At 40.3% G+C, this 12,453-nt stretch carries 10 protein-coding genes; 6 read left to right on the top strand and 4 right to left on the bottom strand.

Annotated features, from left to right (window positions below):
- Nucleotides 1-9: 9 nt before the first annotated feature.
- The 3 genes from RMX98_RS06780 to RMX98_RS06770 form a co-directional block, all read right to left on the bottom strand.
- On the bottom strand, nucleotides 10-228 hold the full coding sequence (locus tag RMX98_RS06780) for a hypothetical protein (protein ID WP_322677946.1): 219 nt from the start codon (nucleotides 226-228) through the stop codon (nucleotides 10-12).
- 385 nt (nucleotides 229-613) lie between these two features.
- Nucleotides 614-2,446 carry a protein kinase domain-containing protein gene (locus RMX98_RS06775; protein WP_322677945.1) on the bottom strand — a complete coding sequence of 611 codons (1,833 nt, stop codon included), beginning with the start codon at nucleotides 2,444-2,446 and terminating at the stop codon, nucleotides 614-616.
- Between the two features lie 290 nt (nucleotides 2,447-2,736).
- A complete protein-coding gene (locus RMX98_RS06770; RefSeq protein ID WP_322677944.1) occupies nucleotides 2,737-3,786 on the bottom strand; it encodes a hypothetical protein in 1,050 nt (349 codons plus the stop codon).
- A gap of 480 nt (nucleotides 3,787-4,266) precedes the next feature.
- Here RMX98_RS06770 and RMX98_RS06765 point away from each other — a divergent pair, with 480 nt between their 5' ends.
- Together RMX98_RS06765 and RMX98_RS06760 are read left to right on the top strand one after the other, a co-directional pair.
- Nucleotides 4,267-6,195, top strand: a complete 1,929-nt coding sequence (locus RMX98_RS06765; protein ID WP_322677943.1) for an alpha-amylase family glycosyl hydrolase — start codon at nucleotides 4,267-4,269, stop codon at nucleotides 6,193-6,195.
- 341 nt (nucleotides 6,196-6,536) lie between these two features.
- Nucleotides 6,537-7,277 carry a hypothetical protein gene (locus tag RMX98_RS06760; RefSeq protein WP_322677942.1) on the top strand — a complete coding sequence of 247 codons (741 nt, stop codon included), beginning with the start codon at nucleotides 6,537-6,539 and terminating at the stop codon, nucleotides 7,275-7,277.
- A gap of 495 nt (nucleotides 7,278-7,772) precedes the next feature.
- Here RMX98_RS06760 and RMX98_RS06755 read toward each other — a convergent pair whose 3' ends face one another.
- Nucleotides 7,773-8,180, bottom strand: coding sequence for a hypothetical protein (locus tag RMX98_RS06755; protein WP_322677941.1), 408 nt, complete (start codon nucleotides 8,178-8,180; stop codon nucleotides 7,773-7,775).
- 298 nt (nucleotides 8,181-8,478) lie between these two features.
- Here RMX98_RS06755 and ppsA point away from each other — a divergent pair, with 298 nt between their 5' ends.
- The 4 genes from ppsA (at nucleotide 8,479) to RMX98_RS06735 (ending at nucleotide 12,447) form a co-directional block, all read left to right on the top strand.
- Nucleotides 8,479-10,962 (top strand): phosphoenolpyruvate synthase, encoded by a 2,484-nt coding sequence (gene ppsA / locus RMX98_RS06750; RefSeq protein WP_322677940.1) that lies wholly within the window; start codon nucleotides 8,479-8,481, stop codon nucleotides 10,960-10,962.
- Nucleotides 10,931-11,410, top strand: a complete 480-nt coding sequence (locus RMX98_RS06745; protein WP_322678016.1) for an element excision factor XisH family protein — start codon at nucleotides 10,931-10,933, stop codon at nucleotides 11,408-11,410. The genes ppsA and RMX98_RS06745 overlap by 32 nt, the downstream gene beginning before the upstream one ends.
- Nucleotides 11,380-11,739 carry a XisI protein gene (locus tag RMX98_RS06740; RefSeq protein ID WP_322677939.1) on the top strand — a complete coding sequence of 120 codons (360 nt, stop codon included), beginning with the start codon at nucleotides 11,380-11,382 and terminating at the stop codon, nucleotides 11,737-11,739. The genes RMX98_RS06745 and RMX98_RS06740 overlap by 31 nt, the downstream gene beginning before the upstream one ends.
- A gap of 147 nt (nucleotides 11,740-11,886) precedes the next feature.
- Nucleotides 11,887-12,447: a GNAT family N-acetyltransferase gene (locus tag RMX98_RS06735; RefSeq protein WP_322677938.1), complete on the top strand. Its 561-nt coding sequence runs from the start codon at nucleotides 11,887-11,889 to the stop codon at nucleotides 12,445-12,447.
- Nucleotides 12,448-12,453 lie beyond the last annotated feature (6 nt).

Here is a 12,453-nt window from a genome sequence, read left to right as displayed (position 1 = left end):
CCGTAGGTATTATGAACACTGACGTTCATGGGCAAGATCGCGTATAAGGGCTAGCCGAGATTGAATGTAGTGGCACAGATAATCAGTTTCGTTAGAATCTAACAACACTTGCGTTTCGGTTTGTTTCACTAACCACTGCACCAAGCTAGCATCATCCAGTTGTAAGAGGAGCTTGGCTTGGGCGGTTTCAACCACTGACCAAAGCTGACGCATGATTGTAGGAGTCATCAGACCTCAATTGAATAATTTAGCTTTGCTGTCTTCAGATTACACAATTTTGATCGCACTTTACGACATGAATGTAGAAGTTGAGACAAGTATTATTAAAAACTTAATAATGATATTTATAACTTTATGAAGATTAAGAATTTGAAACTCAGTTTGAAAGTAGAGATTGGCATTGGGTATGGGAAAGATAGATTTTTATGAGTTTAGTTGTAAAACCTAGAAAACAAATCCACTGATTCTAAAAATTGGGTTTTTGTGCTTGGGAAGACTGAAATTGTCTTGATTGTAGCCCAATAAAGTTAGTTTTGTAAGCACTATATTGAATACTGAATCTGTCTTCTAGGATACAAAAATCTAACTTTTGAGAATGATGTTTTTCAGGAAATTAACACTGTTTAGCTGTAGATGGATTCACAAAATCATGTAAATTTGCATCCCAAATGCTGATGTAAATAAAATCACATTGTTGGCGGATAATCTGACCTTTAATTGAGCCATTCTTAAAACTAAAATTATCAGATTGGCGCTGTTGTACCTGTTTAAGTCCCTGCATTATTTCTTCAGTGGCTTGTCCACCTAACATTCCATTTAAGGTAGCTTCCATTACTTGTGGGTCTACTGATTGAGCAAAAGATACCTCAGTTTGGCGCAACGCTTTAGAATTACGATCAAATAAGTAGCCAAGGTCAATTTTGTTTGGCACTAGTTTGTAAACCACAGCACGAGTCTTGCCCCATGCGCCTTTTAAATCTTGATTTGGTTTGCCGAGGGTAGCTTCTACGGCGCTTCTTGGTGTGCCTGTAGGAAATGCGGGAACGTTTCGACTGCTGATAGTGGTAACTAATTTACTAGGTGACGGATCGTTGTTTTGTGGTGTGGAACGCACTTCTGGTATAGGAACTGTCGCCTCATTCTTTGGTTTTGGCTGTGGTGTTGATACTGCTACTGGTGCTGGAGTATCTGAAGTAACAGGCTCTTTTTCTGGTTTTGGTATAGATACAACTGGGAAATTAGAGGTTGGCAAAGGATTGGGAATTACTCGCTGTCGTGGTGGTGAACTAGGGATAACTGGGACTGGAGAAGTTTGCGAAGAAACGGGCGGTTCGGGAGATGCAGGAGTCGGAAAAGATTCTGGCGATGGTGTAGGATTTGTGGCAATGATTGTTTCTGGTTGTTGCTGACGAATGATGCTAGGAATTACTACTGCACCAATCAAGCCGCCTACCAGCAAACTACCAACAATCACAGCCGATTTTTGCCAGTTTCTAGGAGTGGAAGAACCTGGAATCGCAGAATTATTTTGCGGAGAATATAATGGCTGAGTTTGTCTTGATGTAGTGGGAGAAAAACCAACTGTGGGAGTATTTGCAGCTAACTCAGGAGGTATATTACTCGTAGATTGCAAGGCATGTAGCATTTTACTGGCAGTGCTGTAGCGATCGCCAGCATGAGGCTTAATTGCCTGATTGAGTACCGCAGCCAATTGGGAAGAGATATGAGGGGCGTGATCTTGCCAAAGTATTTCCCCAGTTTTGAGATCGGTTACTAGTTCTTGTGGGTGTTTGCCAGTCAGCAGATAAATTGCTGTTAAACCTAAACTATAGATATCAGTGGCGTAAACTGGGCGGCCAACGGCTTGTTCGCTAGGCATATATCCAGGCGTACCAATGACGAGCGATCGCGTGGGGTATCCTGGAGAATTCACCACTGAACGGATTGTTTCTTTGACTGCACCAAAATCAATCAAAACTGGCTCACCATCAACAGAACGGAGAATAATGTTATCTGGCTTGAGATCCCGGTGAATAATGCCTTTGCTGTGGACATAATTTAAAACTGAAAGCAGACTCAAGAGAATTCGCCGAACAGCAGTTTCACTCTCAAATCCTTTGGCTTCGACAATTTTTGTCAGGGTTTGACCGTGAATCCATTCTTGGACAAGGTAAAATTGCCCATTTTCAGAAAAGTAAGCGTAAAGTTTAGGAATTTGGTGACTACTTTCACCCAAATACTCCAAGGTTGCTGCTTCTCGTTCAAAACGCTGTTGGATAAGCTGGTAGGTTTGCGGGTCATTATTGGTTATCGGTTTTAGTTGCTTAATTACACAACGACGGCGAGAAGGCATGTGGACATCTTCTGCTAGAAAGGTTTCGCCAAACCCACCAGCACCGATTACCTGGATAATTTGATAGCGATTGTTCAGCAGGGTTATTGTCATGAAAAATTATAACCGTAGACACCCAGTGCAAAGCCGGAGACTTCCTCTCTTCTCTAGGCTTGTCGTCAGACATCGCCCTTTCCAAATGTACATCAGATAAGTAAAGCCAGAGCGAATAGACATTTTTAGAAATGAAATATGCGTTATCCAGAATCCTTGTAGAGACGTATCACAGCTACGTCTCTAGATTCTTTTCACCACATATTTAATGCAAATTTAATGCAAGCCGATGCATTGGCATTACAGAGTATTACCAAATTTAATTCGCTACGAATGAATAAAATGCTGTACTAAGTGAACTCTATAGTCTCAACAAACTCTAAAATACTCTCTTTGATGTCTTCGGCTTCTTCTTCAATGGAATCGGGAGTTTCGCCGTTAATAAAGCTGTGCTGACTACTAACTATATACAAAAATTCACCACTGATAAAGGTGAGCAGCCCCCGGTACGCATCTAATCTCATCGCAGTTCCATTATTTTCTTGCTTAGAAATCGTGGAACCTTTGGGCATATCGATTAAGACGTAGTAAGCACCTCGCAAAGTATTTTCTAGATATTCGCTATACTCCACAGAAGCATCTGGTACATTGGCGAAAATCGCTTGGGGTACATACTTGTCTACTAAAATTGTTTGTAAATATTCTTCTTGTCCAACAGATTCCAGTTCCTCTAACTGTTCTAGGGGAAAAGGATAATAATCGATTCTCAGCAAAGTACCGATGTCATCAGAAAAGCCCACTACTCCTTCCTGGCTCTGAATTCTACCGCCCTGCTGCGGATCAACGGGAATTGGCACGGTAAAATTACCTAATGGAGATTCATAGCTCTGTTGACTAAAATCTTCGATGACTACTGCCTCATCTTCATTGTCTGCATATTCTTCCTCTTCTGCTTCTTTAAAGGCTGCGATTACCTCCTTGATAATTTCCTCTGCTTCTTCATCCTCAAGTTCTAAGGCTGCTTGTAGCTTTTTGAGGTAGGCTTGTTTCGGTTTGGGGATGGCGAGATTATCGTCTAACAGTACTATTACCCCAGCTGCAAAACCATCCAGCACTAATTCATCTGAGAGAGATATTTTAGCAACATTAAACAGGGGCCCAATTCCCTCTTCTTCGGCAATAGAGATAAGTCTATCAACTATTTCTGCGATTTCATCTTCTGAGTATTCCTCAAAAACCTCGAATTCCCAGAGGATACCCGCTAAACTATCTGCATCAACATCTTCAATCAATGAATCAGCGATCGCAGTCACAGTTGCGATCGCCGCCACCGCTTCCTCTGGACTTAGTGATTCCTCTGATGTCTTTGGTGAGTTAAAAACCTTGTCATATTTGGTCATAATTGCTACCTAAATTAATTCCTTGATAGTAATAACAGATTGAAAGTGACAATGGTCAGTTTACCAATGGAGCGAATCTTCTAGAGAAAAAGTTGGCTAACGACGTGATTTACTCAGTATTGCTCAAGTCTAACTAAACCTTGTTGAGAGCTAATCTCCAAGGAGTTGAGGTGTTCTAAAATCTGTTGTCGAATATACACTTAAACACGAGCTAGGCTCAATGTTTACCGCAAGTCAATTTAATTAAATATTGTAAATTTTTGTAATCAAGCAATTATCGTCAATAACTGCTATATTTCTTCGTTTTTATCCTCTAGCAGATGAATTATATCTATCGATAGAATTATAAACTAGCTAGCGATAGATACCTACACCGTAGGCAGGATGTAACAATACCGAAGTTTGTAGTGACAGACAATACTCAAAACGTTGTACTGTTGGTTCTGCAAGTGTGAATTAGATGAAATTTTGAGTTTTTTTATGGTACAAACCCCACCATCCCAGTTCTCACCAGATCAATATAAAGTAGATCCTGCAAAGGAAAATGTAGACGCTCTTATACAAGAACCGCAGTTAGATATTGAGATTGCTCTAGAGTTTCTTTACACCAGAGATATTGAATTTCGTCAGGAAACAATTTATTTTCTCGTAGTTGATCGCTTTTATGATGGCGATCCAGATAACAGCGAAGGTGCAAACTCAGAACTGTACGATCCAACTAGGCAGGATTGGGGTAAGTACTGGGGTGGCGACTTGCAAGGTGTCATCGATAAATTAGATTATCTCAAAAATATGGGAGTTACCGCTCTTTGGTTAACTCCCCTGTTTGAGCAGGTTGAAGAATTATTTGTTGGCAATGCAGCAATACATGGCTATTGGACAAAAGACTTTAAACGGATTAATCCTCGATTCATTGCGGAGGGAGAAAACCCTTCTTTAAACGCCACTCAAGAAGAAAAAAATACAACCTTCGATCGGTTAATTACAGAAATGCACAAGCGCAATATGAAGCTAGTGCTGGATATTGTCTGCAACCATAGTACACCTGATACTAGCGGTAGTAAAGGTGAATTGTATGATGATGGTGTCAAAATTGCTGATTTCAATAATGATGCTAATAATTGGTATCACCACTATGGTGAAGTGCAAAATTGGGAAGATGATTGGCAAGTACAAAACTGTGAACTATCTGGTCTGGCAACCTTTAATGAAAATAATACAGAATATCGGGAGTATATTAAGTCAGCAATTAAACAATGGTTAGACCGGGGTGTGGATGCACTGCGGGTGGATACTGTCAAGCACATGCCGATTTGGTTTTGGCAAGAATTCACTGGCGAGATGAGCAATCACAAACCAGATGTATTTATATTTGGTGAATGGATTTATAGTAATCCTGATGACGATCGCTCAGTAGAATTTGCCAATCACTCAGGCATGACACTTCTAGACTTTGGGTTGTGCGTGGCAATTCGAGCTGCACTAGGGCAAGGTTCAGAAATGGGATTTGAAACAATTCAATATATTTTTGACCAAGATTATCGCTATAAAGGGGCAACAGAACTAATTACTTTCATTGATAACCATGATATGTCCCGTTTCCAATCGCTGAATCCCGATCCAGCGATGCTGAAGGTGGCGATCGCCTTAATTATGACCTGTCGCGGCATTCCCTGCATATATTACGGCACAGAACAATATCTGCATAACGATACTGATGGCGGTAACGACCCATATAACCGCCCGATGATGGAAAGTTGGGATACTGAGAGTGAGATTTATCGTTGCATCAGGCTGCTGTCTGGCTTACGACGATTGAATCCAGCCGTGTCAATGGGTAGCCACTGGCAAAAATACTTAACACCGGATGTTTACTGCTATGTACGCCGCTATCGTGACTCCGCGTGTTTTGTCGCTTTAAACCGGGGAGGAGAAGTTACTTTACCAGAAGTAGAAACAGAATTGCCCGATGGCGAACATACCTGCGTGGTGACTCGCAACAAGTATGAGGTGAAAGATGGCAAGATTCATGACCTAGTACTAGAAGAACGGGGAGTGATTGTTTTCAGCCACGTTGGCGAACGCATAAAAGCACAAACAATTGTCCGCGTCCAACTCAATGGTGTGGAAACCAAACCTGGTGAAATTATTGTGGTGACAGGAGATTGTCCAGAGTTAGGTAACTGGGATATTGGCAAAGCCTATCCCCTAGAGTACATCAACACCAATACTTGGTTTGCTGAAATTCCCTTTAATGAGAGTGCTGGTCAGCTGATTTCTTATAAATATGCCATGTGGCGGGAAGGGCGATCGCCCCTGCGCGAAAATCTTGTAAATCGCCGTTGGGTGATTGCCAAAGAAGGTACTGTAAAATGGCGTGATACCTGGGCATCGGGAAGAGAATCATAGAAATAAATATCGAATGAAGTATGAAGAGTGAAGGATTAAAATTTTAATTCTTCACTTTTTATTATTTAAAATTTTTAAGTAACAAAAATATACACAAATAAGCGTATTGAACCGCAGTGTGCGCCATAGTGTAATAGTTTACAGTGATCTGGATCACACTATTTTCTGAGTAAAATATAGATAATATCAAGCACATAAATATTTAATAACTGTCAAAAGCAGGAGCGAAGAGGCTCTAACTTTTACAAAAGCAAAGGATGCATAATACCTTTATGAGCACTATCACTAGTTTTTAATTCTTAACCAAGTCATCTAAAAAAATTAGAAAAAGGTAAATAGTAATGCTCGACCTTTTATTAAAAGATAAATTAAGTGCTAAAAAAACACTAAAAGTCAAAAAAGAGATTTTAGCACGAGTTCAAGGTCGAGAACTAGAAAGTTTGAATGCCGAAATTAATTTTTATAAAACTGAATTACTTCCTTATTTTATAAAGTTGAATCAATACAATCCTGTTGTTAGTGTTACAGAGCAATTACGGCTTTTGGTGGGTGTTTGGACACCAATCTGGTCTACCATATCGTTTCATGAAAGTTTACCGCAAAGAATACAAGAGCAGTCATTCCAAATTTTTCAGCATGATGGTTACTGTGCAAATATAGCTCGCTATATACTGGGAAAAGAGTCGTCTTTATCCGATAATTCTCAATCAAAATTACCAGCTTATGATTTCATGATCCTCCAAAAATATGGAGTTCAAAATGGAAAATGGGATCTTCAAAACATTGATAGATTTCAGGCTTTTAAAAATAGAGAAGTTCCTTTAACGTTAGAATCAGTCTACAAATGGTTTACTAATGTAGTTAATACTAAAGTCAAACTGAATGCGTCAAAAGAGGATTTGCCTCAAGCCCTCAAATTAGAAAATCTAGAGGTAAATCATGCTAATGAATTAAAAAAAACATACTTAGCAACTTCTCAAGTGTTTGAGCATTTATATATAGATATTGACTGGCGACTTGTGAAAACTCAAACAGATGCCTCACATCTACCTAGTTACACAATTTATGTGAAGAGGCAATAAGGAATAATACAGCAATTTTCATTTGCATCAAGTACAAAATTTCGGGTTTTGAGGCAGGAGGTAGTGTTTCGGCTACGCTCAACAACCAGGCAGGAGGTAGGAGGGAAGAGGATCAAGAGCAAAAAACTTTGATTCGACGAATTATCTAGCTTCCGCAAACTAGGGGAACACTATAGACGATCTGACGAAGTACACTACTTGCGGTTATACGAAGCGACAACTGTTGAAAGTGAACTCCAGCGCGTGGGCTTTGAAGTTGAAACAACCCATAGTTATGGTAAATACCTACTGTCAATAAGTCATGTAGCATTTATTGCACAAAAATTATATGAATAAATATCTGAATCAAATCCAATATGTAATTTTTTTTGCTATGGTGATCCCAAAGGAATTGTTAAGTAATTAAGAGGTGTCAATCAAGTGACCATGCGATAAATTTGTATATTAAAATACAAGTATATAGAGATATTTTCTCTATAAAATGGATCTGTTTTGTTACTTATTCGGTTGGGCAATACGCGCTTCAATATCTTCCAATGTTTGTAACAATAGACGACTTGCCTGTAATTGCCAACCCCATTTCTGAATTCTAAAAGCTAATACAGTTCCAACTATAGCAGCTAACAAACATACAGGTTGATTTAAAGAAATTCCGAATAATAAACCCAATCCAGCAATTCCCCAAAATGGTAAAGCTGCTGCTTGTCTTTGTTCTTCCACAATTTGAGTAATCATATTAGAAGATTGCTTACTAGCGAGTAATGCCTCTTTGACTTGTCGCTGTTCGGCTGCGGACACTGATAAACCTATTTTGCGCCGTAGCTTTTCAATTTTACGGGCATCAGTGCTGTACTCAGTTAGCTCATCTTCTGCCATTTTTAGAAGTCGTTCTAGCTGCGCCATTATGTATTACATCCGATATAACAATAAAGCCATTATCCCGAATAATTGTTATTTATAAACTGTATGGTATTTAATTTCATAATCCAAAATCACGCTACTAGCTGTAATATCTAAAATTGAATATGGGAAAAATATACTAGTACGCCACGGCGGAAATAGATCAACCATTAAAAATTACTAAAGAGCTTATTCCATAATACTTTTGACCCTTCGACTACGCTCAGGGTCAACTTTTGACTTCTGCCTTGTGGTTAGTGGTTACGCACCGAGAAACTGAGTATAAATTTAAAAGGTAATTATGACTACAGTATCTACAAGCACATTATCTCTATCTTCCCAAGAGCGATCGCTCATCTTGTGGTTTGATGAAGTTGGTATTGCTGATATCCCCGTAGTTGGTGGTAAAAATGCTTCACTGGGGGAAATGATTCAACAGCTAACGCCCAAAGGTATTAACGTTCCCACAGGATTTGCCACTACTGCTTACGCTTATCGTTATTTCATCAAATCAGCAGGGTTAGAAGCAAAGCTACGCAAACTCTTTGCTGACTTGGATGTTGAAGATGTCAAAAATTTACGAGAACGGGGGAAAAAAGCGCGATCGCTATTAATCCACACCCCATTTCCTGTAGAATTGCGAGAGGCGATCGCTACAGCTTATCAAAGTCTTTGTGAACGATACAACGCAGAGACAGATGTTGCAGTCCGTTCTAGCGCCACCGCCGAAGACTTACCCGATGCTAGTTTTGCTGGACAGCAGGAAACTTACCTCAATGTTGTCGGCGCTGAAGGAGTTTTAGCAGCTTGTCACAAGTGCTTTGCTTCCATATTTACCGATCGCGCCATTTCTTATCGTCATACCAAAGGATTTGACCACTTTAGCATTGCTCTGGCTGTGGGTGTGCAAAAAATGGTGCGCTCTGACTTAGCAACCTCTGGGGTGATGTTCTCCCTTGATACAGAAACCGGATTTAAGGATGCTGCACTAATTACAGCCGCTTACGGGTTAGGTGAAAACGTTGTTCAAGGTTCTGTAAATCCTGATGAATATTATGTTTTTAAACCAACTTTAAAAGCTGGTTTCCGCCCAATTATTGATAAAAAATTGGGTAGTAAAGAACTAAAAATGATTTATGATGACGGCTCCAAATTTACGAAAAATGTCTCTGTTCCGCCCAGAGAAAGAGGTAAATTCGCCCTGAATGATGAGGAGATTTTACAACTAGCAAATTGGGCGTGTTTAATTGAAGACCATTATTCTCAAGTCCACGGTATTTCCACTCCAATGGATATCGAGTGGGCAAAAGATGGAATTACAAATCAACTTTTTATTGTGCAAGCGCGTCCCGAAACCGTGCAGTCGCAGAAAACGGGAAATGTCTTGCGGAGTTATCGGTTGTTATTAGGGAATAGAGAAAAATCTTCCCAATCTCCACTCCCCCTTGTTACGGGGCGGGCGATTGGGGAAGCGATTAGTCAAGGGAAAGCACGCCTAATTTTGGATGTTCAGAAACTCGAACAGTTCCAAGTTGGGGAAGTTTTGGTGACAGAGAGAACTGACCCTGATTGGGAACCAATTATGAAACGCGCCAGTGCAATTGTTACTAATTCTGGTGGTAGAACATGCCATGCAGCAATCATTGCCCGAGAATTGGGTGTACCTGCGATCGTGGGATGTGGCAATGCTACAGAAATCTTAAAACCTGGTCAAGAGGTAACAATTTCTTGCGCTGAAGGGGAAGAAGGAAAAGTTTATGCAGGTTTATTACCTTTTGAAGTGGAAGAAGTTCCTTTAGAAAACTTACCCCGCACCCGCACTCAAATTTTAATGAATGTGGGTAATCCCCAAGAAGCATTGAGTTTATCGGCAATTCCCAACGATGGGGTAGGTTTAGCAAGGACAGAATTTATCATTGCTAACCAAATTCAAATTCATCCAATGGCATTAATTCATTTTGATTTATTAAAAGATGAATTTGCCAAAGCTAAAATTGTTGAAATTACTGCACTTTACGACGATAAACCCCAGTATTTTGTAGATAGATTAGCTCAAGGTATCGGTAGAATTGCGGCGGCATTTTATCCCAAACCTGTGATTGTGCGAATGTCAGATTTTAAAAGTAATGAATATGCCAATTTATTAGGTGGGCGACAGTTTGAACCCCACGAAGAAAACCCTATGCTGGGTTGGCGGGGGGCGGCGCGTTACTATGATGAAGGCTACAGAGAAGCTTTTGCTCTAGAATGTGATGCTATTAAACGGGTACGGGAAGAAATGGGTTTGACAAATGTTATCCCGATGATTCCGTTTTGTCGTACTCCCGATGAAGGGCGGTTGGTTTTAACAGAGATGGCAAAAAATGGTTTAAAGCAAGGTGTTAACGATTTGCAGGTTTATGTGATGTGTGAGTTGCCTAGTAACGTTATTCTGGCTGAGGAATTTGCTGAGGTATTTGATGGCTTCTCGATTGGTTCTAATGATTTAACTCAACTAACACTAGGGATAGATAGAGATTCGGCGTTGGTAGCGAGATTGTTTGATGAACGTAGTCCAGCTGTGAAAGGAATGGTGAAAATGGTCATAGAAACAGCGAAAAAATGCGATCGCAAAATCGGCATTTGTGGACAAGCACCCAGCGACTATCCAGAATTTGCTCAGTTTTTGGTTGAACAAGGAATTGACTCAATTAGTCTCAATCCTGATTCGGTTTTAAAGACGATGCTGGAAGTGGCAAAAGTCGAGGGTAGTAATACTTCGGCTACGCTCAGTACAAGTTCGTAATTCGAGTAATTTATGCCATAAAGACCGCTACCACGAAAACGTCAAAAATGCCCTAATCAAAGATGGCTGGACGATTACCGACGATCCATTTCATTTGAAGTGGGGAAAAAAGGATCTTTACGTGGATTTGGCAGCCGAAAAGTTGCTCATCGCCGAAAAAGGAACACAAAAGATTGCTGTAGAAATCAAAACCTTCAGTGGTGACTCAGAAGTAGCAGACCTAGAACAGGCGATTGGTCAGTACTTTACCTATCTTGCTGTAATGTCCCGCAATTATCCAGATAGGGTTTTGTATATCGCTGTTCATGAGGATGTTTTTACTGACATTTTTGAGGAAGAACCGCTTGGTAAACTTATATTGGAAGATTACAAAATTCCTCTCATCGTTTTTAATCCAAAGCGGGAGGTTATTGTCCGATGGCTAATCTGGAGCAATACAGGCAGCTAATTTGCAGCATTCTTGCTGAACATACAAAGATTCCTTACTCTTACGGCAATATTCAGCATGAAACTATTTTTGATAAAGAACAGGATCGATATTTGGTAATGATTCTTGGTCGAGAGCCAGTGCCAGAACTCTCTCCAACTGCAACGCGTCGTGTTCACGGCTGTCTAATTCACATTGATATTATTGATGACAAAATTTGGATTCAACGTGATGGTACTGAAGAGGGGTTAGCAACAGAATTAGTAAGGGCTGGTGTGCCGAAGGATCGGATTGTATTGGGATTTCGGTCTGAAGAACTGCGGAAAAATTCAGAATTTGCCATCGCATAGCCAACGGTAGTTAAACTTCTGGATACTTGCCCATAGCATAGCGATCGCCATATTTTGTTTATGTAATTGTCTATAAAACTTTTGACTGCTTAACTATAAGTATCTTACTATTTTGCAGAATGGCAATTTAGTTTAGCCAAAAGCAAGATGACAAATCTTTTGGAAACCGAACGCTTGATCATTCGCAGTTGGATACCCGAACACGATGCCGAACAAGCCTTTATAATTTACAGTGACCCTGAAGTTACGCACTTTCTTGGTAAATCTTCTCGCCCCGCAAGTATTGAGTCACAGCATCAGCGCTTGATTGAAGGCATCGAGCGAATGCATCAACGCAACAATGGTACTGGATCTTGGGCAATTGTCGAAAAGGAAAGTACAACAATTGTAGGAACTATCCTTCTTAAACAATTACCCGACAAAGATGGTTTACCTACTCAAGATTATGAGGTAGGCTGGCACTTACGGCGAGCTTCTTGGGGTAAAGGGTATGCAACAGAAGCAGGACGAGTTATGCTCAACTATGGATTTCGTGTGCTGAACTTGCCAGTGATTTATGCCGTAGTGAAGCCAGAAAATCATGCTTCAATCCGTGTAACAGAACGATTGGGTATGAAACAAATAGGGCGGACAAACAAGTATTACGGCATTGAACTACTCCTGTTTCAACTAGATGCACCTGTAAAAATAGAGGGAAACGGGGAATAGGGGATA

This window comes from Nostoc sp. DedQUE02 (assembly GCF_034531035.1).
In the GTDB taxonomy this organism is placed as follows: Bacteria; Cyanobacteriota; Cyanobacteriia; order Cyanobacteriales; family Nostocaceae; genus Nostoc.
The sequence above is the reverse complement of the archived record's forward strand: the minus strand, read 5'-3'. Positions and strand labels throughout refer to the sequence as shown.

Coding starts and splice junctions, on each gene's coding strand:
- RMX98_RS06765 (WP_322677943.1), top strand. CDS start 4,267: ATGGTACAAACCCCACCATCCCAGTTCTCACCAGATCAATATAAAGTA.
- RMX98_RS06775 (WP_322677945.1), bottom strand. CDS start 2,446: ATGACAATAACCCTGCTGAACAATCGCTATCAAATTATCCAGGTAATC.
- RMX98_RS06735 (WP_322677938.1), top strand. CDS start 11,887: ATGACAAATCTTTTGGAAACCGAACGCTTGATCATTCGCAGTTGGATA.
- RMX98_RS06760 (WP_322677942.1), top strand. CDS start 6,537: ATGCTCGACCTTTTATTAAAAGATAAATTAAGTGCTAAAAAAACACTA.
- RMX98_RS06740 (WP_322677939.1), top strand. CDS start 11,380: ATGGCTAATCTGGAGCAATACAGGCAGCTAATTTGCAGCATTCTTGCT.
- RMX98_RS06770 (WP_322677944.1), bottom strand. CDS start 3,786: ATGACCAAATATGACAAGGTTTTTAACTCACCAAAGACATCAGAGGAA.
- RMX98_RS06780 (WP_322677946.1), bottom strand. CDS start 228: ATGACTCCTACAATCATGCGTCAGCTTTGGTCAGTGGTTGAAACCGCC.
- ppsA (WP_322677940.1), top strand. CDS start 8,479: ATGACTACAGTATCTACAAGCACATTATCTCTATCTTCCCAAGAGCGA.
- RMX98_RS06755 (WP_322677941.1), bottom strand. CDS start 8,180: ATGGCGCAGCTAGAACGACTTCTAAAAATGGCAGAAGATGAGCTAACT.